At 72.0% G+C, this 23,160-nt stretch carries 11 protein-coding genes; 4 read left to right on the top strand and 7 right to left on the bottom strand.

Going from position 1 to position 23,160, the window contains the following annotated elements; all coding sequences use genetic code 11:
- Position 1: 1 nt before the first annotated feature.
- Both AC2XR2_RS37575 and AC2XR2_RS37570 read right to left on the bottom strand, forming a co-directional pair.
- Positions 2-9,511: a hypothetical protein gene (locus AC2XR2_RS37575; protein WP_491517505.1), complete on the bottom strand. Its 9,510-nt coding sequence runs from the start codon at positions 9,509-9,511 to the stop codon at positions 2-4.
- Positions 9,512-9,625: 114 nt separating this feature from the next.
- The gene (locus AC2XR2_RS37570; protein ID WP_491517504.1) at positions 9,626-12,403 is read right to left on the bottom strand and encodes a CHAT domain-containing protein; all 2,778 of its coding nucleotides are present in this window, start codon (positions 12,401-12,403) and stop codon (positions 9,626-9,628) included.
- A gap of 196 nt (positions 12,404-12,599) precedes the next feature.
- On the opposite strand from AC2XR2_RS37570, the gene AC2XR2_RS37565 reads away from it, so the two are divergent.
- A complete protein-coding gene (locus tag AC2XR2_RS37565; protein WP_381296642.1) occupies positions 12,600-13,031 on the top strand; it encodes a hypothetical protein in 432 nt (143 codons plus the stop codon).
- A 48-nt stretch (positions 13,032-13,079) separates the two neighbouring features.
- Positions 13,080-13,838 carry a DUF6338 family protein gene (locus AC2XR2_RS37560; protein WP_491517503.1) on the top strand — a complete coding sequence of 253 codons (759 nt, stop codon included), beginning with the start codon at positions 13,080-13,082 and terminating at the stop codon, positions 13,836-13,838.
- A 424-nt stretch (positions 13,839-14,262) separates the two neighbouring features.
- Here the strand turns inward: AC2XR2_RS37560 and AC2XR2_RS37555 are convergent, their stop codons facing one another.
- Positions 14,263-15,462: an MBL fold metallo-hydrolase gene (locus tag AC2XR2_RS37555; RefSeq protein ID WP_491517502.1), complete on the bottom strand. Its 1,200-nt coding sequence runs from the start codon at positions 15,460-15,462 to the stop codon at positions 14,263-14,265.
- A gap of 176 nt (positions 15,463-15,638) precedes the next feature.
- On the opposite strand from AC2XR2_RS37555, the gene AC2XR2_RS37550 reads away from it, so the two are divergent.
- Entirely contained in the window at positions 15,639-16,817 is a 1,179-nt protein-coding gene (locus AC2XR2_RS37550; RefSeq protein ID WP_381296636.1) for a glutamate dehydrogenase, read from the top strand.
- Between the two features lie 51 nt (positions 16,818-16,868).
- Positions 16,869-17,480 (top strand): TetR/AcrR family transcriptional regulator, encoded by a 612-nt coding sequence (locus AC2XR2_RS37545; protein ID WP_491517501.1) that lies wholly within the window; start codon positions 16,869-16,871, stop codon positions 17,478-17,480.
- A gap of 65 nt (positions 17,481-17,545) precedes the next feature.
- Here the strand turns inward: AC2XR2_RS37545 and AC2XR2_RS37540 are convergent, their stop codons facing one another.
- The 4 genes from AC2XR2_RS37540 to AC2XR2_RS37525 form a co-directional block, all read right to left on the bottom strand.
- Entirely contained in the window at positions 17,546-18,331 is a 786-nt protein-coding gene (locus AC2XR2_RS37540) for an SGNH/GDSL hydrolase family protein (protein WP_491517500.1), read from the bottom strand.
- Positions 18,332-18,476: 145 nt separating this feature from the next.
- The gene (locus tag AC2XR2_RS37535) at positions 18,477-19,193 is read right to left on the bottom strand and encodes a DUF6250 domain-containing protein (protein ID WP_449348427.1); all 717 of its coding nucleotides are present in this window, start codon (positions 19,191-19,193) and stop codon (positions 18,477-18,479) included.
- A complete protein-coding gene (locus AC2XR2_RS37530) occupies positions 19,190-20,332 on the bottom strand; it encodes a GDSL-type esterase/lipase family protein (RefSeq protein ID WP_491517499.1) in 1,143 nt (380 codons plus the stop codon). The genes AC2XR2_RS37535 and AC2XR2_RS37530 overlap by 4 nt, the downstream gene beginning before the upstream one ends.
- The gene (locus tag AC2XR2_RS37525; protein ID WP_491517498.1) at positions 20,329-23,055 is read right to left on the bottom strand and encodes an exo-rhamnogalacturonan lyase family protein; all 2,727 of its coding nucleotides are present in this window, start codon (positions 23,053-23,055) and stop codon (positions 20,329-20,331) included. Before AC2XR2_RS37525 ends, AC2XR2_RS37530 begins: the two co-directional genes overlap by 4 nt.
- Positions 23,056-23,160: the final 105 nt, after the last annotated feature.

Genomic DNA, 23,160 nt, shown 5'->3' with positions numbered 1-23,160 from the left:
CTCACTCGACGCCTTCCTCGAGGACCGTACGTGCGAGGCGAAGTTGGGCTTCGGCCGGAGGCACGGCGGGGGCGAGGAGCGGGACAGGGACGCTCAAGGCATTGCGCAGCGAGCTCCGCAACACGCTTCTTTGCCCCGGGGTGAGTTCGGTCTGGGCCGTGGCCTCTCCCTTCGGAGGGTGCAAGGCCCTGCCCAGAGCCGCGAGCGAGGAGAGCGTCGTGGCGCCTTCCGTCAGGTTCTCTCCCGGCGGAAGCTCCCCCACGGTGGCGAGTACGGCCCGGGCCACGGGCGCGTCGGGGTGCGCCCCCGCCCTGCCGTCGGTCTGCCCGAGCAGACCGTTTCCGAAGGCGCGGGCCGCGGCGAGCTGTCTGTCGGTCATCTCTGCGGGGAACTGAAGGATCCTCAGGCGCGCGTCGGCCTGGAGCTGTTCGTGCGAGGCCCAGGTCCTCACCAGCGGCTCCACGTGGAGGGAGCGGGTGGCACGCAGCCCCAGGTGGTGTGCGAGCAGAACCGTGCCCCGGGCGTGCAGCGCGCTGTCGCGGCCGTGCCGCTCCATCAGCAGGAGGACGGCCAGGATCTCCGTCAGTTCCAGGTCAGGGTACGCCCCGGGCGTGTCCGGATCGGGCCGGAGGTGGTACGCGGCCTCGCCGTGGTCCGTCAGCCAGCGCCGCAGTTCGTGCCGGGCCTCGGGTGGAAGTGGCAAGTCGGGCGCCTGGGACAGGGATACCGCCGTGGACACGAGCGGCATGTCGGCGTACCGCGCTGCGAGGGATGCCTGTTCGGCTGCCGCGGTGGTCGCGGAAACCTGGGCTAGGCGCTTGGGAAGGTCCGCCCTGAGGCGGCGGCCGCCGACCCGTACGACATGCACCGCGCAACGGTCCGGCCCGGCGTCCAGCCTCTCCACCTCGCAATACAGCGACTCGCTCGCCGGCCCGCGGTCGCTCTCCCCACGCTCCCGCCCTCTGCTGTCCTTCCTCCTGCCGCTTGTCTCGTCGTGCGCTTCGGGACGTAGTTGCACCAGGACGCCCGAGGGCAGCACCCGGGCCACCCTCGCTCGCGGCCCCTCTCCCGTGGTATCGCGCAGGCCGTACGTCTCGACCCGGATCCGGGAGCCGGGCCGCAGGCCGAGCCGGGTGCGCTCCACCTCCCGTACGTCCACCACCGACACGGTGCCGTCCGGCATGCGCCGGACGCGGAGGGACCGTGCGTCGTCCACGAGGGCGGCGCGCAACTCACCGGCCGTGGGGTCCGGCAACCACGACGCCCGCTCGGCGGGCAGCCAGTACCAGCTGCGGTCCTGCTCGTCCTCCACGAGCAGACCGTGCGGCGGTCCGTCCTGCGGGGCCAGCACACCACGCGGTGTCACGAGGAGCTCGTCCTGAAGAGCCGGGGCGCCCGGCGCCGGCAGACCGACGCGGAGCACCGGGCCGGCGCCGGACTCCCGGCCCCCGGCGGGCGCCTGCGTACGGCACCACAGCCGCCGGCCACGCGGCCCCTCACCTGTGCCGCGCCGTACCACATCTCCCAGGAACACGGCGGCCTCGGTGGCCAGCTCCGTCGGCAGCCCGGGGACCGCCTCGCTCAGGGGGAGACGGTGCAGCGCTCCCCCGCAGCGCACCAGGAGGTCTCCGTCGACCTCGGTCAGCCCGACGCAGAGCATGATCGCCCGGTCGTGGGGCGTCCCGTCGGGCTGGAGCCGGCGTGACACGGTGACAGACTCCTGTGACCAGTGCTCCACGGTCACCGGGAGACAGCCGAGCCCGTCCAGCACCGCGGCCGGCCGCCGGGCGAGCAGGTCGCGCAGCCAGTCGCCGCCGGGCCACCCGTCGTCGGCATCGCTCAGCTCGACACGACTGGGTTCCAGTCCGAGGAGGGTCAAAGCACCGTCCGGGCCAAGGCCGAGCAGGGCGCAGTCACCGGTGGCCGGCCCAGTGTCGGGGGCGGCGGCCAAGGTGTTGGCGGAACAGTCCAGGACGGCCGTCCTGACCGAGTGCAGCAGGCCGCCCGGGGCGAAGCAGGATGCGACGTCGGCCAGCGGGTACCGGCAGCGGAAGTGCCCCGCGCCGAGTTCGACTCCGTTCCCGACGCGCACGCGGCGGACCGGCAGCCACACCCGGCGGTCCGAGGCGGCCGACCATGCGGCCCGTGGGCCCGGACGCCAGTCCAGCAGCCGGAGCCCCCGGGGCGCGGCGAAGGCGCCGCGGTCCACCTCCAGGCGCACTTGGTCGCCAGGGCCGAACCGGTCCCAGGCGAGGTCGGCCAAGGGGCGCCCGGACACTCCCGTGACCAGGTGTCCGCTCACCTCGACGACACGGCCCGGGCCGAGTTCGAGCCACAGACCGTAGGCGGTGCCCGAGACGTGCCGGGCCGGGCCGGCCACGGTGTACCAGGCGGGACCTGGCGGTCTCGGTGCTTCTGTCAGAGCGGTCGGGGGCAGCGCGAAGTTCCTCGGCAGCCTTTCGGGTCGGTAGCGCAGCGTCCAGTCGCCGTTGTCGTCGACGTCGAAGAACGAAGGGGTCTGCCACCGGGCGCGGCGCATGGCAGCGGTCTCCCGGAGGTCATGGCGCCGTCCGTTCCTCCACCGCGCGGCGATGTCCTCCGCGGTGCCGTCGGCGAAGCTGAGCCGGGACCAGGGGACGGGCCCCTCCTTCGGCGTGCCGCTCGCGCCGAGCGGCACAGGCCACATGCGCGGCATCGCGCCCCGGACATCGACCTTTCCGGCCCGCACACCGGTGGGGCTCGACGTCAGGGCCTCCTCCTTCCCGGTGCCGTGCGGGAGGAGGCGGGCGATCTGGGGGACTCCGGTCCGTCGCAGACGATCCGCGAGCTGCGTCGCGACCGTGACGGAAAGGGCGGGCAGGCCGTCGGCGCGGAAGGATCCCCCGGCGTCGTCGCCTCGGTCGCCGGCCTTCCCGACGAGTACGGCACGCCCGCGTGGGCCGGTAGGCAGGCAGTCGTGATCCGCTCTCTGCGCCAGGCCGACGTGCAGCCCCCTTCCGCCACGCGTGGAGAGCCTGACCACAGCCCCCGTTCCCGCCCTGGCCGCGTACTCGCGAGACTCCTCGGGCAGCTCGAAGACGACTCCGGGGACGACCTCGACCTTGCTCCCTTGGGGGTCGGCGACCACGGCGAGCAGTGAACCTCCGGCGTGCCGCACCGCGCTGACCAGTGCCCTCGCCTCCCTGGCCGGGACGGTGGTGAGCCTGCCCAGCCAACTGCCGGACGTCTTGCCCTGCCGTACCTCGACGAGGAACACGGCTCCCTCATACCCGGGCGACGGATCGGCCCCGTCGCCCGGGCCGACGGAACGCGTCTCGTCGTAGATCCGGTCGAGCAGGTTGGGGCGCACGGAGTAGTCCCGCGGATACACGCGCACGGTCAGGTCGGTGCCATCGGCCTGCCGTACCGAGTCCGGCAGTCTCAGGGTGAGGTACGTGCCGTCGGCATCCCGCGTGATGCCGGTGGCGACCATGAAGATCCGGTCGCCCGGGTCTCCCGCGCCGATGAACCCGGGCTCCCTGTAACGGAAGACGCGCCGTCTGCCCATGCTTCTGCCGTACTCGACCTGGTCGAATTCGGCCAAGACGCTCAGTTCCGTCGCCGCGGCGCTGTCACCCAGCAGCCGCAGCATCTTCTCCTGGTCGGCCCTGGTGAGGCGGGCGGCGATCGGCTTGTCCTGGAACGACTCCTCCGCCCGCGGTTCGAAACGCGGCGTCAACCGGACCCGCCTGACCCGGACCGTGCCCGTGCGGGGATCGGCGATGACGGTGATCTGATGGATGAGACGGGCGTCCCGTGCCTCGTCGTGGGCCCGGGTGCCCGCCTGAATGCGGATGTCGTCCCTGCGGAAATCCAGTGTGACCCCGGACGGACCGGAACTCCGGCGGACCCGCACGGCCGCCAGACGGTCGCCGTGGAAGAGCGGGAACGGCTCGCCGCAGGGTCGGCCGTCGCAGGTGAGTTCCGCCTCGCGCAGCAGGACCGTGTAGCCACGCCCCCACTCGAAGAGGTACGCCGACTCGCCGTTTCGCCGGTCGGCTTTCACATAGTGCAGGCTGCTCAGCGGGTAGGTGCGTCCGTACCGTGCGGACGCCGTGTCGGCCAGGTACTGGGCGAAGCCCGCGGCGTCGAAGGGCGGAACCTGCTCGGTCGAAGCCGCCAGGGCGCCGTCCTCCACGAGGATCCGTCCCCTGACCTCGTCCGGGGAATACCATGCGGCCCTGACCAGGGGAGCGTCCCCCCGGAGCAGCGGGATGCGGAGCCCGCCCAGGTGCAGCGCGCCGTCCCGGATCTCGCCCCTTTCGGTGCGGGGCCTGCCCTCCGCAGCCGCTTGGCGCAGGACGTCCTCCCGGGTACGCGGCCGGGTGGGGGCTTTGCGTGGGACGGGCCGGGGGCCGGGGCCCACGTCGAAGCACCGGCGGAACCCGGTCAGGCCCGAACCGGCAACCCCGTCCTCGGGCCGGCCGTCGGACGTGAGGACTACGTACGTCCCGGTCACCGCCGTCCTGCCGGTGACGGCGTTCTTCCCGGTCAGGAAGGCTGGCAGCGTGCCCACCGCGTCAGATGTTCCGACACGGGCGAGCACAAGCGGCAGGGACACCTCTCCGGCCCCGACGGGGTGCGTGCCAAGGACGGTGGTCACCGTGATCCGGACGTCGCGTGGCCGGGCCGGGGCCGGAGCCATGAGGACGCCACCCGTGTCCCCCTGGGTGTACAGCGCGAGATCCGTCTCCCCCCGGCGGCGGACGAGCGTGTGGAACCGCCATGGCTCGCCGGGTTCCGCCGCCGCCTCGCTCACCCGGTACAGCGGGGTGCCGGACACCTGGCGCGGGGTGAAGAGCCAGCCGTCGCTCGAACGCGTCCCGCGGAATGTGGCGCCGAGGTCGGTCACCTGCGTCCGGAAGGCCGTGGCGGGCAGCTCGCAGAGCCACGGCCGCTTCCCCGGCGCGCGCAACCAGACGCCGTACGAGGCGACTGCCCCGTCGGCGGGACGTGACAGTCTGACGACGACGCCCTCGGCCTCGTCGGCGGAAAGCGAGTCCGCGCCGACCCAGGCGGCCAGCTCACCCTCCGGGAGGGGCGCCACGTCCGGGGCGACCCGTCCCGGTGCGGGGCCGACCTCCTTGACCCCGACCATGAGTCCGGCGGCCGGCCCCTTCTCCTGGAGGAGCCCCGAGCGGTCCAGCCGGACCGGAAGGCCCGCGCCCGCGACGGCCGCGATCGTCTGATCGCGAGCGCCGGGGCGGCCCAGCGATCGAACGGGGAGCACGTCACCGTGCTCGACCCGCCAGAACTCGTCGAAGCGAGCTCCGCTCGGGGGACGGTCCGCGTCGTCGAGGTGCTCGACGCGTACCAAATCGCCGGTCACGATCGCGGCACGGGCGGCCCGTTCGTCCCAGGGCAGCGGCCGGAAGAGACGTTCCCCGCCCTCGCCCTCCTCCACTCCGTCGACGGTCACGGAGGAGGGGAAACCCGCACCCGCGGGATAACCGGTGACGTCATCGACCCTGACCCGCCAGCGGGAGGTCATACCGGGAACGCGGGTGTCGCCGTCCTCGTCGGTGCCGAGGGTGGCCCGCCACAGCCGGGGCTCCGGTTCGTCGAAGAGACCCCGCCAGTCCGGGTTCCGGGTGTCTCGGCAGACGCCCCGGGCAAGGCCCGGCCAGCGCGACTGCGCTCCTTCGGGCCGGTCCTGGAGCAGCCTCAGCCGTGGATCGGCGCCCTCGCCCAGCGCCACGTAGACGAGCATGCCGGGGGCGGGAGCCGACTCCTGCTCCTGCGCCTCGTCGAGGCCGACGGCGTTCGCCCCGCGTCCCGGCGGGACGAGTGCGGTCGTGAGCGCTTCGGGGTCCTGCCAGTCGTCGGTCCGCAGCAGGTAGATACGGCCGGCGACGGTCGAGAAGCGTCGCGTTCCGTATTCCGTGCGGTCCGTCTCTCCCTCGCCCGCGTAGACCAGGACCCCTGCGGGCCGGCCCTCCGGGGTCCGGTAGGGGAGGTCTTTCGCGACGAGTTCCGTCAGCGAACGGTCGACGGGCAGCCAGCACCCCGTCGAGGCGCCCCACCGTGCGAGGGTCTCCGTCGGCGCGTCCTGATGAGAGGGGACCGTCCGTCCGCAGACCATCTGCGAGAGGTCCGGTTCCCAGCGCACGACGGCGTCGGGCTGACCGTGGAGCACATCGCCCACGACCCCGTCCACCACGACCTGCGGCCGGCCCTCGTCGTACAACACCCGAGCGGCGCGCACCTCGCCGTCCACCGGGTCGGCACGGCCCGCAGGCACCGCCGTGTCACCCAGCGCCTGTCGCCAGGTCAGATCCTCCTCGTCCCACCGCACCTGAACCACGCAGGGATCTCCGACACGCAGCCGACCGCGGTCCTCGGCGGTCATCGGGGCGGCGCCTCCCCAGTTGACCTGTACGCAGCCGTGCGCGTCGTCGCGCGCGGCGACCATGCCGAGGACGGGACGCTGTTGCGGGTCCGCCCGCCAGGCGGCGAGGAGTTCGTGACGTTCGTCCGCGGAGAGCAGGGAGAGGTCGGTCAGCTGTTCACCCGACGCGGGGCGCAGTCTCCACGGCGCGAGGCCCGACCACGACTCCCCCGTCCAGTGCCGCAGCCCCTTCGAGACGACCAGCCGGGGATCCGATCCCTCGTCACCGGAATGCTGTGCGGGGCTCAGTGCGTGCTGCTCCCAGGCTCGCACGAAGACGTGCCCCAGCGTCTGCCCCGGGTCGGACGTCAGGCTGATCGCGGCTGATGCGGCGACGAAAGCGCGGACCTCGGCGTCGATCTCGGCGCGGGCCCGTCGTCGTTCGATGACCTCCCACGGACCGGTCGTCGGCTCGAGAGTGCGGTCCGCGTGCCATTGGCGCCGCCGGACGGCTTCCAGGGCACGCTTGCGCAAGCGGTTCATGCCTTCGGGCGGCAGAGGTTCCACCGCACCTTCTCCGGGCCTCAACGCCTGCTCGGACAAGAGAAGTTGGTAGAAACGTGGGGCTTCGGCGCTGAAGGCCACGATGCTGTCGACGACACGCTCCAGCACGCTCGTGACCCGGTCCTGGGCGTCGACGCCGTGGTCGGGGGTGCGGAACATCTCCAGGGCCACCCTGCGGATGACGCGGCCCAGGTGCCTGCGGTGGGTGACAGCGTCCATCATCCGCCGCCAGGAGCCGATCCACTCCTCGCTCTCGGGAATCTCGGTCAGGCTCTTCGCTTCCAGCAGAGCGGCCAGCCGCAGTGTGTGCATCGTCAAGGGGGCGGCGCCCATCGTCTCCAGGAACTTGTCGAACGTCTCCCGGCCGTGCCGCCACTGCCGAGGCTCGTACGGATCGGGAACGAGTTCGGCGATCACCTCCTGGTACCTCTGCCACTGGTGTGCGGGGTAGCGGTCGGCCACAAGCAGGGTCTCCGGTTTGATCCCCGGCTCCGTCGTCCTGTTCTCCTGCTCGGACCTCTCCTTGTTGCGGCGGTACCTGGTGAGCAGCTGTTCCAGCCGCGCGGGGGTCATCCAGTCCCGGTCGATCTCGTCACGGGCCTCCGGTACGAGATCCAGGGAGAAGTCCCCCGCGAGCGACATCAGGAAGGGCGTGGTGGAGGTGTACATGCGCGGCGCGGCGTCGCCCTTGTCCTGCGCCTTCTTCAGGTTCTTGGCGTTCTCTTCCCGGTCCAGCGGGAGAAGGCGCCCGACGGCCGCCGTCAGCACCCGGCGCGCGTGAGGGACGCCGCCGTCGAACCAGCCGACTCCGTCGTTCTCCCCGTCGCCGACGCGCCGGGCGCCGGACGCGGAGTCGGTTATCCAGTCACGCGCACCGTTGAGGGCGGGACGCGAGAACAGCCGGTTCCACTGCCCCTTGTCGAGGGTTCCCCGGGTGTCGCCGGGGCCGCCGACCAGGAAGTCCGCGTACATCGACACGGGAATCTCGGAATACATACCGCGACCGGCGCGCCCCACGGTGAGGTGGGCGTGCAGGATCAGGGCCGCCAACGGTGGGCGGACCGTGAGGTTCTCGGGGTGTGACTCGGTGAGCAGCGAGGTGAGGAAAAAGCGTCGGCGCGGGTCGGTGAACACGTCCTTGGCGTGGAACAGGAAGGCCACGGCGGGGTCCGTCAGCGGCCCGGAGGAGGGAGCCTCGGCCTCGCGCAGGAGCCGCACCGCCACCGGGGCCAGCGCCGCGACGCGCAGCAGGTCGAGATCGTCCCATCTCTGGTACCAGGTCGGGCAGTTCTCCGGGGCCCCTTGGTAACGGGCCAGCGTGTAGTGGTTGTCGCGCCGCCACATCCACGGTGAGCAGACCGCGTACGGCGGTGAGCCGTTCGGATCGTCCCGTCCGGTGACCGAGGGTTCCGCTCCCGGACGGAACCCTCCTCCGACCATGGTGGTGATCCACTCGACGGCCGTCTGCCGTTCGGAGTCGGTCGGTGCAGTGGACGCGAGGACCGCGAGGGCGCCGCCGGGCAGGGTCCGCTTCTCGTGCTTCGCGGGGGCGCCCCACCAGCGCGCTGCGGACTCCAGCGCCCGCACCGGATCGTGTGCGGCGAAGAGTTCCCACAGGGTGAGCTGCCACAGCGCGGTGGGCACCCGCTCGGCGGCAATGCGGTCGGACTCGCAGCCCAGCCGGGTGAGCGCCTCACCGCGCGTGAAGTGTCCCGGCCGAGCCCCGCCTCCGGTTCCGGACCAGCCCCGCAGGAGCAGTCCGGTGCCCAGTTCGTTCTCGAACCGTTCCGCGAGGTCCTCCGGGCCCTGTGGTGTCCAGTCCTCCTCAGCGGTGGCCGAGGCGTCCTGGCCCGGAGAGGACAGGGGGAACCAGGACCGGGCAAGACCCGTCAGGAGATCGGGTTCGAGGTCCGCCGCTCCCCGGCCCGCGCGCCGGAGCGCCGCCCGCACCATGTCGTCCGCCTCCTCGTGGGAGGAGGCGAGTACGGCGTCGACCGCGAGCAGCAGAGGCAGCCGGCCCAGTTGGTTCGCCAGCGCGTAGGTGACCACGTCGGGGCGGTCGCCGTCCGTCCAGAGGGTCGCGACGTCCGCCGCCCGCTCCTGGACGGCTGCCACCAGCAGAGTGAGCGCGAGGATGTCCCGCACGGTGTCGTCAAGGTTCTGGTAAGGGACGGTTTCCTGCACGACGGCGACCCGTGGTCGGCAGTCCCGCAGCACGCCCTCGACCCGTTCGACGAATCCCCGGTCCTGGGCGAGGCCCAGGGCTTCCTTGAGCAGGCCGTCCAAAACCCGCCGGGCTTCCGGCTCGGCGGGTACGGCCCACTCGACGAGCCCGTCGCAGAGGCGGGCCGCGGTGGACAGCGCGTCGGGGCCGAACTCCGCGCGTCGGGGCGCGGTGAGGACATACACGAGCCCGTGCAGCCGCAGGGCGGGCTCGCATTCCGCCAGTTTCTCGACGGCGGCGGCCAGCTGGTCCGGACCGCTCTTCTTCGAGCGCAGGATCTCGATGATGTCCAGGTAGTCGGCGCTCTGTTGGATGGTGAGACCACGGCAGGAGCAGAAGTACCAGGCGGCGAGCACGGGCTCTCCTTGCGTGTCGGCGCGGAGCGGCGGCGGACGGACGGACCGGAGGGATGCAGGTGAGGGGCGGGTGGCCAGGGACCGTTCGCGGTCCGGAGACCGCCGGGGCCGGGGTCAGACGGCGGGGATGAGAGGCGGGCGCGGGATGAGGAGCTCACGGCGCAGCCCCTCGGCGGAACGGCGCATGTTGCCGTCGGGTTCGGACCGTGCATGGTGAAAGCCGACGACCCGCCGCATCCAGTCCGCGGGTTCTTCGCTCAGCAGCCGTACCGACTCCGTGTCCAGCGGGCGGGACGTGAGGGCGGCCCAGCCTGCCGGGGAGAGCCGTCCACCAGGGGCCAGTTCACCGACCGGCACGGAGCGGCCGATCCGGGATCGCAGCGCGGTCACCGCGGCCGTATAGGTGCCGAGGCCGAGCAGGAACTCCCGGTCGGCCTTCCTGCGGGCGTCCGTGTCCGGTCCTTCGGGGGCGAACCGCAGGTACTCGAGGACCTGACGCAGGTCCGGGAGGACCAGCTCGTCCCAGTCGGGCGACGGCACGGCACGCGCGGGATCGTCCCGGCGCCGCAGGAGCCCGAGTACCACGCAGGTCAACACGGGTTGGGGGAACAGGGCGGGCGGCAGTCGACCGGGGTCGATCGGGCGGATGCCCCCGGCGGGTCCACCCGCCGGGGCCGACTGCGCTGTCGGGTCGCCCGCCAGTGCGGGGAGCCCTTCCGCTGCTTCCAGCCATACCGCCAGGTGTTCCTCCCTGGTGGTCGCCGCGGCAAGGGAGGCGTACCGCGCCTTGTCGTCCTCGGACCGGGCCAGAAGGCTGATCCGTGCCACGATGTCAGGACGTGTGTCCGTCCGGAACAGCCCGGCCAGGAACCATGGGTCGCTCAGTGGACCGCACCTCATCGCGGCGGCCTCCTTGAGCAGTTGCCCGGCCTTCTCCCACCGCTGCTCGGCCGCACTCTGTCGCCCCTGTTCCCGGCGGTAGCCCAGCAGCAGTGCGGAAGCCTCGGAGTCCACGGGTCTCTGGGCGGCGCCGCCCTCCTCCTGCTCCGTGTCGTCCTGCCACGCGGCATCCCCCCACCGCACGCGGGTCAGCACGGCCGACGCGATGCCCGAGCCGTCGTTGCGCGGGGGCAGCAACCGGCCCGTCTCTTCGGCGGCTCTCAACAGGGCCTGCTCCCCCTCGCCCCGTAAGCCGTCCTCGCCCTGCGCGGTCATCTGGACTATCAGCGCGGCGCCGGGCAGCAGCGCACCGATCGCTCCGGCGAGTTCGGCCGCCCGACGCGGACTGTCGACGGCGGCTCTGTGCCGCTTCTCGGTGGGCGGGCCGCAGACCGGCACCGCACAGCGCACCACGAACCCCATCGCGGAACCACGCCGGTCCCACGCGAGACGGGTCGTCCAGCCGTAGCTGTGCGTGACCCGGGCTCTGAGCGCCTCCAGGGACCGAGGCATCTCGATGTCGTCGCACACGACCTCGTACCACCCCCGCCTCGGCAACGCCGGGTCCGCCTTCGCCTCCTGTCCCAGGGCCGGCTGGTCCTGCGTCCGGCGAGTGGCCCGCCACAGCGTTTCTTCCTCCAGGTTTCTGAGCTCGGCGACGAGATCGGCTCCCGGGTGGTCGGCCAGCACGCCGCGGAAGGGCCCCCGGTCCAGCCCCCACAGCACGTCGAGACGGCACGGACCGCTGTCGCAGGCGAGCCGCCGAAGGTCGCCCGAACTCTGCGGCACGACCGGGAACGCCCGGAGTGCGCGCGGTCCCGCCTCCTGGTCCGGCGGTCGTCGGCGGACCGGGACCTGCGGCTCTCGCTCCTGAACGGAGGTGTACAGCACGGGAAGCCACCCGCCCGATGACATCCCGCGCCGGGCGCGCGCGAGCGCGTTGTCGACGGAGCCGTCCATGGCGAGCCCGTGCACGAACTCGCGGGTGAGTTCGGCCGCGGTGTTCTCCATGACGAGGCCGCGGATGCCGACGACCCAGGGCACGCCGCCTCTCACCAGGGTCGCCGCGACACTCGCCCAGCCCTCGTCCGCGGCCGGGGAACCCGCTGTCAGCTCGGTGGCCGTATGGCAGGCGACGAGCACGGCGACCCGCACACCCGCTTCCCGGAGCAGTTGGGCGAGTTCACCCGCGGGCATCAGCGTCGGGGCCGCCCGGCCCTCGGGTCCGGCCAGCACGATCCCCTCCGGTGTTCCGTGGCCCCCGAAGCAGAACACCGAGGTTGGCGAACCGAGTTCGGCGCGCAGCTGGTCGGCGCTGATCGGGTCCTTGGGGGGGATGACCTCGAGCCCCAGATCCGCGAGTCGTCTGCCCGCGTCCCTGAGCTCCATCACCGAGCCGTGCCTCAGGGGATTGGCGTCCCGCACCGGCAGGCCGAACAGCCCGTGCGGGTCGGACAGGTCCAGGGCGGTGCTCAGGAGCACTGCCCCGGCGGGCTGGTCCGAGGCCGCCTCGGCGGCCTGCACGAGGGGGCGGCGTACGACGGAGACCCGTGGTATGAGGAACAGGTACTCCTTTTCCTCGGTGACCCCCCGCCCGCCGGTGCGCACACAGCTGACCTCCCAGGGAACTGCGGCCAGTTCCGGGCTGTCGGTCTCGATGCACAACCGGAGCCCTGACCACCCGTGCACGGTGTCGGCGAGGGCACTCCGGAAGAGGTTGCCCACGGCTCCGGGAAGCAGCTTCTCCCCCACATCGGACGCCAGACCGCCGTATTTGGACGCATGCCGGCCGAACTCTCCGGCCAGCCGCCGGGCCATGTCGACCGAGATCCACGTCCGCTGCCGGACTTCCTGTGCACAGACGTCGAAGCGGATCTTGCCATCCTCACTCCGCGTCTTCTGCAGGCGTACGGTGAAGTCCCGGTACTCACCGGGCAATCTCTCCCCGACCACCGTGCTCCTCCGCCCGGGCATCGCGCCTGGTGATGTTCCGGACGGCCGGATCCAGTCGCGTTCTCACCCTCAACCTTACGGAGAAGTGAACGATTCGTGCCCGGGAAAGCATGAAAAAGACGGTCAACTGGGCAGTCCACACTGGCAGGATGGCCGGACAACCGTGTTCCCCGCTCCTCCGGAGGTGTCAGCACTCGTGCGATCCGGCCGTTCCGACCTTCCTGATCCGTCCTTTCCGGGTCCTGCACGGACCGTCACCGACACCCGAGTCCGGGCCGCCGTCCACAGCTCCGGTCTGCACCGCCTGACCGCGTCGACCCGGACCGCGCTGACCGAGTTCTACGGCGCCGCCGCCGACCTGGACGACCAGGACTTCGACGAACGGCTCGGGCAGCTCCTCGAAACGCACGAGGACCTCCAGGACCTGGTGCAGCAGAACGAGTTGAGCGACGGCACCGGGACGGAACCACGAGGTATCGACATGCCGGCCGAGGAGGACCCCGGCGCTGCCGAGCTCCCGGATCCGTTCCGCACCCCTGACGCACAACTCCTGCGGCAACCGCAGGAGAGCAGCGACGGACAGACCGCCGGGGACGGCAACGCCGCTTCCGGAGGCAGCGCGAACTGACCAGCCGGCGGTACGTCCGACAGACAGAGAGGCCAGGTACCGGGAGAGATGCCGACCAGTTTCGTCGCGCTCGTCGTTCTGCTTTTCTCAGCCGCACCCGGCTACGTGTACGTCCGCATCGTCGAGGTGCGGCTGCCCCGGCGCCGGCGCAGCGCTCTTCTCGAGCTCGTCGATCTGGTGTGCGTGGGAACCATCGGCAGTGCCGCCGGGGCCTTGACGGCCTTGTTGCTGGCCCCGCACTGGACCGCGCTGCTGCCGCTGGAAGGACTGCTCTCAGGGACCTCGTACCTCAGCGTTCACCCCTGGCAGGCGGTCTCCTCGGGCGCCCTCGCGCTCTCGGTGGGTGTCCTGTGCACGGCCACGGGAGGACTGGCCATGGCCCGGCATCGCGGCACGGTGGTTCGGCACACCCCGTACTCGCCATTGCGCAGAGCCGTCGAGCTGACCCCGCCGGGACATTCGCTCTGGCTCGCCGTCCAGTTGACCGACGGGCGGCTCTGGGAGGGAAAGCTGCTGAGTCTGGATGGCGAGCGCGAACTGCTCAGCGAGGGCGACGTCGTACTCCAGCGGCCGCTCGCGGTCACTCAGCCCGGAAAAGGCAGATTCCACCATCCGGCGCGGTTCGTCGTCATACCCGGCGCGCAGATCGCCGTCGTCTACGGAACCGATCTCGCACCCCCGTCCGCCTCCCCCTCGCCACGGCCGGCCACCCGGGCGACAACAGCGGGCGCGCCCTCCGTCCTCCCCGCACCCGCACCCGCACCCGCACCCGCACCCGACCAGGCTGCGCTTCGGCAGCCCCCGTGATGTGCGAGGCTTCGCCGACTTCCCCGATCAGGACACCGCGCCCAGCGTGAGAAAGCCGCCCAGACCGTGCTCGCCCCCTGGGAACAGCGCAGGGACGCCCTCACGAAACCGGTACCGCGGACGACCGGCCCGGCTGCCGCCGTAGGCCGCGGCCGTTGCCGGGCGGCCGCCCCGGTGCCACGCACGAGGTGCCGGACCGGGGCACCGACTCCCTCATGGCGATGCGCCGACCCACCGGTACTGGCGCCGTCGACCGGCTTCGGCACGGTGGCGTGCTCAGGCCGCGGCCACGCCTGCCGGGCTCCGGCACACGCACGCGGCCCCACACCCCGCGGTGTGCGTCCGGACGACAGCCCTGGACGGCCCTTCGGGCGGACCACGTCCCGGTCTCCGGGCCGTCGTGCCGGGCTCGTCCCGACCGGCGTCAGCGCTCGCCGGCGAGGTCGAGAGCACTCCTGCTCGTCCCGGCCACGTCCTCCACACCCTGCGGACGCCGCCAGGGATGCTGGATCGGACGGGAGATCGTCCGCCACCACGGTTCCACCGGCAACTTCCCCGCCGGCTCGAACGGCTCGCCCGGCCGGGGGAACGCCACCGCCTGACCGGCTTCCTCGGCCGCGTCCTTCGTCCACTCCCCCGGCTCCGCCCAGGCATGCGTGGCCAGATTGAACGTCCCCCAGTGGATCGGCAGCAGCACCCCCCGCCCCGCGTCCCCGCCCTGCAGGTCCAGATGGGACCGCAGCGCCTCGTCGGGGGTCATGTGGATGTCCGGCCAGAATTCCGAGTACGCACCGAGCTGGATCATCGTGGCGTCGAAGGGCCCGAAGGCCGCGCCGATGTCCTTGAAGCCGTCGAAGTACCCGGTGTCACCGCTGTGGTACACCCGGTGCTCCGCACTGGAGACGACCCAGGACGCCCACAGCGTGTGCTGGGTGTTCCGCAGCCCGCGCCCGCAGAAGTGCCGGGCCGGTGTCGCCGTCAGCGTCAGCCCGGCGACCTGCGTGGACTCGTGCCAGTCCAGCTCGCGCAGCCGGTCCGCGGACACGCCCCAGTGCTCCAGGTGCGCTCCGACCCCGAGCGGCACGGCGAAGACGGTGTCCGTCCCGGCGAGTGCCTTGATCGTGGGCATGTCCAGGTGGTCGTAGTGGTCGTGGGAGATCACGACCACGTCGACCGGTCCGAGCGCGGCGATCGGCAGCGGCACGGGGTGCAGCCGCTTGGGCCCGGCGAAGGGGAAGGGGGAGCACCGCTCACCCCAGACGGGGTCGAACAGCACCCGCCTGCCGTCGAGCTCGGCGAGCACGCTGGAGTGGCCCATCCAGGTCAGCCGCAGTCCGGTGGCGGGCGGCTTGGACAGGTCGGCGAGTGTCGTGGGGTGCACCGGGATCCGGCCTTCGGGAGCCCGCCGGGGCCGGCTGTCGCTGTCGAAGAAGACCTTGGCGAAGTCCAGCGGCGACGCGTCGGGGCGGACCCGCGTGGGCTGTCCGCCGGGGTTCTGGAAGACGCCGTCCTTGAAGTGGGGGGATCTGCGGATGCGCGCCATGCGCTCACCGCTCGGGTCCGCACCGAAGGCCGCGGGCTGCACCGCGCGGAGCCCGGAGCTCAGGGAACGGAAACCGGTCACGGTACCTCCATGTGGCGAAGCTGAGGCATCCATTATGGTCCGCCCCGCTGACAGAGCCGGGGTCTACCCGGTCACATGCGTAAGGACGCCTTGGAAGGGGTTCACGTTGACAGGGCGGACCCCGATGCCAATACTGACTGATCATTCAGTAACCCGCCGCCGCCCCCGGAGCCCGTGTGACCACCCCCCTGCTGTCGCTCACCTGGACCGACCACGTCACCGGCCGCCACGGCTTCCTGGTCGTCGACCGGCTGGTGCGGGGCGTCGCCAGCGGCGGTCTGCGGATGCGCCCGGGCTGCACGCTGGACGAGGTCACCGGGCTCGCCCGGGGCATGACCATGAAGGAAGCCCTGCACTACGACCCCGCCGCGCGCTACGTCCCGCTGGGCGGCGCGAAGGGCGGTATCGACTGCGACCCCCGGGACCCGGAGGCGTACGGCCTCCTCGTGCGCTACCTGCGCGCCATGCGGCCGTACGTCGAGAGTCTGTGGACGACCGGCGAGGATCTCGGTCTCAGCCAGGACCTGGTGGACCGGGCGGCCGCGGAGGCGGGCCTGGTCTCCTCGATCCAGGCGGTGTACCCGCTGCTCGACGACGAGGCCGCGGCCCGACGGCGGCTCGCGGACGCCTTCGCCGTCGAGGTGGACGGCATCGGCCTCGACGAGCTGGCGGGCGGCTGCGGGGTCGCCGAGTCGGTGCTCACGGCCCTGGACCGGGCCGGGGTGCCGTACGCGGGCACGCGCGTGGCCGTTCAGGGGCTCGGCACCATGGGCGGGGCCACGGCCCGCTTCCTCACGCGCGCGGGGCTCACCGTGGTGGCCGTCGCCGACATCAAGGGCACGGTCTTCAACCCCGCCGGCCTCGACGTCGAGGCACTGCTCGCCGCCCGGGACTCCTACGGCACCGTGGACCGCTCGGTGCTGCGCCCCGCCGACCGCGAGCTGCCCGGCGACGCCTGGCTGTCGGTCGACGCGGAGGTGCTGGTGCCCGCGGCGGTCTCCTACACGGTCGACACCGGCAACCAGGCGCGGATCCGGGCCCGTTGGATCGTCGAGGCGGCCAACATGCCGGTCCTGCCCGCGGCGGAGGCGATGCTGGCCGCGCGCGGGATCACCGTGCTGCCGGACGTGGTGGTCAACTCCGGGACGAACGCCTGGTGGTGGTGGACGCTGTTCGGTGACATCGGCGCGGACGCGGACGAGGCCTTCGCACACCTACGGCGTTCCATGCGCGCCCTGGTCGAGCAGTTGCTGGCGCGGGCGGAGGCGGACGGCATCTCGCCGCGCGCCGCCGCGCACGCGCTGGTCGCGGACCGGTTGCCGGTGATCGCGGAGCGGTTCGGCTGGTACCGCTGACCCCGCCCCGGCCGGGCGGTGACACCCCGGGCGACGGATTAGGGTGACCTTGTGGCGAGAGTGCGGTTGACAGTGGCCGAGCGGCGCGAGGAGCTGCTGCGGGCGGCGATCGAGCAGATCGGGGCGCGGGGCGTGGCGGCCGTCAGGATCGCCGATGTGGCCTCGGCGCTCGGGGTGAGCAACGCCCTGGTCCTGTATCACTTCTCGACGAAGGAGAAGCTGGTCGCGGCCGCCTTCACCCATGCCGCCGAAGCGGATCTGGCGCACCTGCGCAAGCTCCTCGGCCGCCGTACCAGCGCCCTGCGCCGGCTGCGCTCGGCCGTGCGCTGGTACGCCCCGACGGGCCAGGCCAAGGGCTGGCGGCTGTGGATCGAGGGCTGGGCGGTGGCACTGCGCGAGCCGGCCCTCCAGGAGGTCACCCGCGACCTCGACCGGCGCTGGAAGGCGGCGCTGGCCGAGGTGATCACCGAGGGCGTCACGGCGGGCGAGTTCCACTGCCCGGACCCTGCGGCCGCGGCCCTGCGCCTGACCGCCCTCCTGGACGGCCTCGCCGTACAGCTGACGTCCTACGCCGGAGCGGTCCCCCGGACCCGGGCCCAGGAGTGGGTGGACGAGGCCCTCGCCCGCGAACTGGGCGTGGACCGGGCCGCGTTGACGACGTAGCCCGGCCTGGCCGTAGCCCGCCTTGACCGCAGCCCGGCCTCGAACGGAACCCCCTCCAGATCCCCTCAAGCCACCGAAGCGATCCGCGTCTTGATGTCGTCCGGTGACAGCACGCCCTTGGCCGTCACATGGTCGCCGGAGGACTCCCCCCGCAGGCGGCGGCCGATCCACGGCACCAGGTACTCCCGTGCCCAGTGGACGTCGTCCCGCCGCACGTCCAGCGGTCCACGGGGCGGCAGCGGCGGCCACGCCTGGTCCGGGTCGGCCGGGACCTCGAGGCCGAGGACCTGGCCCGCGCGCAGCGCCACACGCGTGTGGCCCTCCGGGGACAGGTGCAGCCGGTCGCCGTCCCAGGCCCGCCGGTCCTGGATCGTCTTCAGGGACCACAGGTCGAGCACCGGGCACCCGTACCGGTCGGCGATGGCGCGCACATGCCCGTTGTACGTGGCGATCTTGCCGCGCAGGTGCTTGAGCACGGGCACGCCACGGGTGTCGAAGCCGGTGGTCACCATGACGGTGCCGCACACCTCGGTGAGCCGGGCGACCGCCCGCTCGAAGCGCTCGGCGACCTCGTCGGGGTCGGTGCCGGGCCGGATGATGTCGTTGCCGCCGGCGCAGAACGACACCAGGTCCGGTGCCAGTTCCACGGCCTGCGGGAGCTGGTCCTCGACGATCTGGTCGAGCAGCTTCCCGCGCACGGCGAGATTGCTGTACCTGAAGTCGCCCTCGGGCCGCCGGTCCGCGAGAAGCACCGCGAACCGGTCGGCCCAGCCGACGAACGCCCCGTCGGGGCCGGGGTCGCCGACGCCCTCGGTGAAGCTGTCCCCCACCGCCACGTACGACCCGATCACTGATCTGCTGTCATTCTTCGAATCGTCTGCCACAGCCGTTCATGATTCACCTTCGAATGTGACCTACGCGACCGTAGGAAGGGCTTGACGGGCGGTGAGATAAGCCACTCCTAAAGTGTTCGCCAAACAAGGAATAGGTCTCTCGTCACGGCTGTTGAGGCTGCGATCGCCATACCCGCAAGTCGTTGATCCGGAAGTGGCTCCAGGTGGTCCGGAACGCGAAGTGCCCACTCGTGTACGGCGCCGGGTCGGCGTAGTCGAAGACGAGCCGCCCGTTGTTCCACCACTTCACCCCGGAGCCGTCGGAGACGATGCGCACCCGGTTCGGCCGGTTCGCGACGAGCAGCGGCTCGGTGTAGTCGTAGATCAGCGGCCGCACGCCCGCCTCGCCGACATAGCGGCGCAGTCGGGTCGTGGTGTTGGTGTTGGCGCCGTAGCCGACGTAGTACGTCTTGAGGTAGTCGTACTCGGCGAGCGCCCCGCCGCGCCGCGTGGCGAAGATGTTCTGCGGGGACCGGACGTCGACCGCGTTCCAGAAGTTGTTCAGGTCGGAGACGCGGTCGTTGACCCCGCCCTCCGAGACCGGTGTGGCGGTGTACTCGATGACGTACGGCCCTGCGAGCCGCTGCTTGAACCAGATCGTCGCGCCGGCGGGCACGTCGACCTCCAGGGTCCCCCGCTTCGCGGTGACCGTGCCGCCCTGTTCCAGCTCGACGGCCCACTGTCCGAGGCCGTGGCGGAAGTCGTCGTGGGCGATGAGGCGGCGGTGGCGGGGCGAGGCGCTCGCGCCCGCCGCGGGGCCGAGGGCGGCCAGGGCGGCACCTGCGGCGAGGGCTCCGAAGGCTCTGCGGGTGGTCGTCATGTCAGGGGGCTCCTTTCGGGGGCCTGCTTCGAGGATTCGGGGTGCTGCTTCGAGGCTTCGGGAAGCTGCCTCGTCGTTTCGGGATGCTGCCTCGTCGTCTCGGTGTGCTGCTTCGCGATGAGGCCGATCAGCCGTTCGGCCACCCTGCGGTGGCCCTGGGCGCTGGGATGGACCGTGCCGTTGAAGTCGCCCCGCGTGGCGTCGAGCCAGCCGGTGGTGTCGACGAACTCGACGCGCCGGTCCGCGAGTTCGTCGACGACGGCGGCGATGTCCGCGGCATGGCTGCCGTCGAAGGGGCGCAGGGCGAGGATGCGGGCGTGCGGTGCGCCGGCCCGGAGCCGGGTCAGATAGGCGCGGTAGGCGGCGCGGAACTCGGCGGAGCCGAACGTGGCGTCGTTGGTGCCCTGGTTCACCACGATCACATCGGCCCGGCGGTCCGAATCGGCCCTGGAGCCCGCGTAGTTCCAGCCGTACGCGTCGGACGCGGCGGGCACTCCCCCGTTGCCGGTCTGGATCACTCCCTGCCGTCCGAAGCCGACCTGGGTGAGCGAGGTGTGCAGGGCGTCGGCGACCAGCGTGGGGTAGGCGGCCGTACCGTCAGCGCAGTCCGAGGTGTTGACCTCGCACAGGGCCATGACGCCCTGGGTGATCGAGTCGCCGTAGAACACCAATTCACGCTTCTTGACAGGGGGTTGCGGCAGCAGCTGCCCCCGGATCCCGGTCAGCGCCACCCCCGTCTCCAGTGGGGGGACCCACCGGTTGACCCGCGAGAAGACGTCCTTGACGGAGATCTCGACGGAGTGCGACCCGCCGCCGGCCGCCGTGATCGCCAGGTCCGTCCGGTCGACGGAGTGCGGCTGCTCGGGGCCGCCGTCGACCGACACGTAGATCTGGGCGGGGACGGTGACGGACGAGACGTCGAAGAGGGCGTGGACGGACGGTCCGGTGAAGCGGAACCGCAGCCGGGAGCCGGAGTTGACGGTGACGGCGGCTTCGGCGGTCCGGCTCCAGTGCCCCTCGTAGGCGATACGCCGGTCGTCGGGGCGTACGACGGCCGGGGCACGGGACGCGAGGGCGGGCGGCACCGTGGCGGCGAGCAGGCCGACGACGGTGACCGTGGTCGCGAGGGTGCGTCTCATGACGGGATCCGGTCTCCGATCAGGGCCAGGTTCTGGATCGCCGCGAGGGCCCACTGGGCGGAGGAGTTGGTGGAGATCCAGGGGATCTCGCGCGTGGTCCGCAGGACCGACGGGGTCCTGATCGTGACCGGGTTCCAGTCGTTGGACGGGAAGTAGGTGTCGCTGCCGGTGAAGAACTCCTTCCACGCGCGCGCGGCGAGCGTCGGGTCGTCCTTGCGCCGGGCCGCGTACGCGGTGATGCGCGAATGTGCGGCCGGGAGCGCCGACTTCCAGGTGGAGCCGGTGAGTTGACGCTTCTGGGCGTCGGTGGCGTTGTAGTACTGCGCGTAGTTCAGCCAGGCCGCACGGAACTCCGGCTCCTCTTCGCCCAGCAACGAGACGATCTCGCTGTTGGTCTCGACGAGGCCGAAGACGGCACTGAGATGGGACACGTTGACGGCCGTGTCGGTCGTCACGGCGAACTTGCCGGTGTCGGCGTCGAGCAGACCCGCCCCCGTGAAGAACCCGTTGGGCTGTGCGGCGATGGTCCGCAGCGAGTTGACGAGCTTGGCCTTCGCCCGGGCCGCGCCCGGACCGCCCCGCTCCCATTCCGTGAGCCAGGCAGCCGAGATCCCGCCCCAGTCGGTGCCGAAGCCGACCGACAGGGCGTGCCGGTCACCGGGCTCGTAGCCGTCGGTGCGGACCTTGCGCTGCGGATCGACCTCCAGGAAGGTCAGCTCCACGTCGGCGAGTTCGCTCAACAGGTCGCCGGTGCGCTCGTCACCGGTGAGGTAGTAGTGGAAGCGGCGGTTGGCGGCCGTGGAGATGCGCACCTGCTTGGCGCTGTCCGCCCAGTGCTGCACTCCGTGCCGGGTGCCGAGGCCCGCCCACTTGCCGAGGTGGTAGACGTCGACCTCGCCGGTGTGCCGGGTCATTGCCTCCGCGAACCGGAACACCTCCGGGGAGCCGGTCCGCAGGAAGTGGTACCAGAGCCAGAGGTCGGTGCCCAACTCCGAGTTGTCCCAGGCGAATCCACCGACGTCGTAGCGCCAGACGTGCCGGTCGTTGTCGTAGGTGTGCTGGACGTCGCCGTAGTCGAGGAAGCCGTACCAGCGGCGCTGCTCGCGCTGGTCGCGGTAGTAGGCGAACAGGTCGTCGAGGTGGTCCTCGATCACCGCGCGGGCCTTCGAGGAGCGGTCCACGGGCGCCCAGTCGCCGAACACACCTGCCGAGCGCAGCCGTTGGGGAGTGGCGGCGAGCAGCGGAGGAGCGGCCACCGCCTTCGCCTGGGCGGCCAGGGCCTCGGCGGGCGGGGTCTTCTCCAGGGCCCAGAAGGTCAGTTCGGTGGTGCGGGCGATGCCGTACGGGGTGCCGAAGCCCGGTTCGTAGTCCTCGTACGTGATCTCCAGGCCGCCGTCGGACTGTTCCTCGTAGGTGTCCTGGCCGAGGCCGTCGTGGTAGAAGCGCAGGTCGAGGGGTTGGGCCTCGGGTGAGTAGAGCCAGAGGGTGACTTCGGCGGCCGTGGACTCGGCGCCGCGCACGTCGAGTTGGGCGGGGTGGCGCTGCCAGAAGTCCCGCAGGCCGAAGGAGAGTCCGCCGTCGGCGCCGCCGACGTAGCCGAAGCCGGCCGCGCGCTGTCCGGCCGCGGCCGGGATCCAGCCGTAGCCCGCCGTGGTGCGCTTGCGGATCTGGTAGCCGTCGGCGGTCGGCTGGGTGAGCGTGTAGTCGCCCCAGCGCGGGATGTAGGCGAGCCGGCTCGCCACCCGGGTGTCCCACGTGGCGGTGTCGGGGAGTCGTTCGCCCGCGATCTGTGCGGCCCGCACCGCCGCGCCCGGGTCGCGCCGCAGCCCGGTGATTCCCTGGACGGCCTCGCTGAACAGGCCGCCGCCCGCGTCGGCGAACCGCACATGGCGGTCGTAGGGCTGATCGCTCAGCGGCAGAGTGAAGCGGACGCCGAGTCCGCGCAGGAAGTCGCCCTCGTCGGAGCCGGGCCGCTGCTCGCCGTCCCAGACGAAGGTGTGCACCAGGCGGAAGGATTCCGCACCGGCGAAGAAGGCGAACCGCAGCACGAACGGCAGCCATGCCCTGCCACCGTGCCGGTGCCGCCCTTCGACCCGGATCACGGCACGGACGGGTCCGTCCTGTTCGACCGTGATCTTCTCGATCCGGCCCGCGAAGCTGTCGAGGTCCGCGCCCTCGCGCACGGAGTCCTGGCGCAGCGCCACCAGCCGTCCGTCGCGGGCGATCTCGGTCGTGCCGCGCCGGATCCCGCGTACGACGGTGTCGGAGCCCTTGGTCCCGAAGACGGCGGTGATCACGCCGGTCGACACCTCGATCCGGCCGCCGCTGCCCCGGCCGACGGTGACCCGGTGGGCGGGCGCGGCCGGACTGCCCGCGCTCAGCAGATAGCGGTCGGCCCGCGGTGCGTCGGGGGCGATGGCATGCGCGGTCCACTTCACCGAGCCGTCGGGCCAGTAGGCGGTGGCCCAGCTCTGCACCGGGACCTCGTCGCCGCCCGAGGTGGCGAGCCGGAACCGCTGCTCCGGGCGGTGGGTGCCGCGCGACCACGGCACGCCCCAGGTGGCACCGGCGTGGACGTCGGGCTGCCCCTCCAGCCAGTGGAGTTCGGTGTCGTCGTCACCGGCCACCGCGGCGGCGGAGCGGGACTGCGCCCAGGAGAACTGGGTGAGGGCGGCCGCGGCTGCGGCGCCCTTGAAGACGGTGCGTCGGTCGACGCCGGGCACGGTGACCTCCGAAGGCCGTAGAAAGCGCTTGCGCAACAACGGAGTTCACTGTGTCCCCACCTTCCCCTCCCTGTCGACGCCCTGAGCACCCCTGCCACAAGAACG

The organism is Streptomyces sp. LS-MS-L19 (assembly GCF_058382285.1).
The sequence above is the reverse complement of the archived record's forward strand: the minus strand, read 5'-3'. Positions and strand labels throughout refer to the sequence as shown.

Coding starts and splice junctions, on each gene's coding strand:
- AC2XR2_RS37530 (WP_491517499.1), bottom strand. CDS start 20,332: ATGAGACGCACCCTCGCGACCACGGTCACCGTCGTCGGCCTGCTCGCC.
- AC2XR2_RS37560 (WP_491517503.1), top strand. CDS start 13,080: ATGCCGACCAGTTTCGTCGCGCTCGTCGTTCTGCTTTTCTCAGCCGCA.
- AC2XR2_RS37535 (WP_449348427.1), bottom strand. CDS start 19,193: ATGACGACCACCCGCAGAGCCTTCGGAGCCCTCGCCGCAGGTGCCGCC.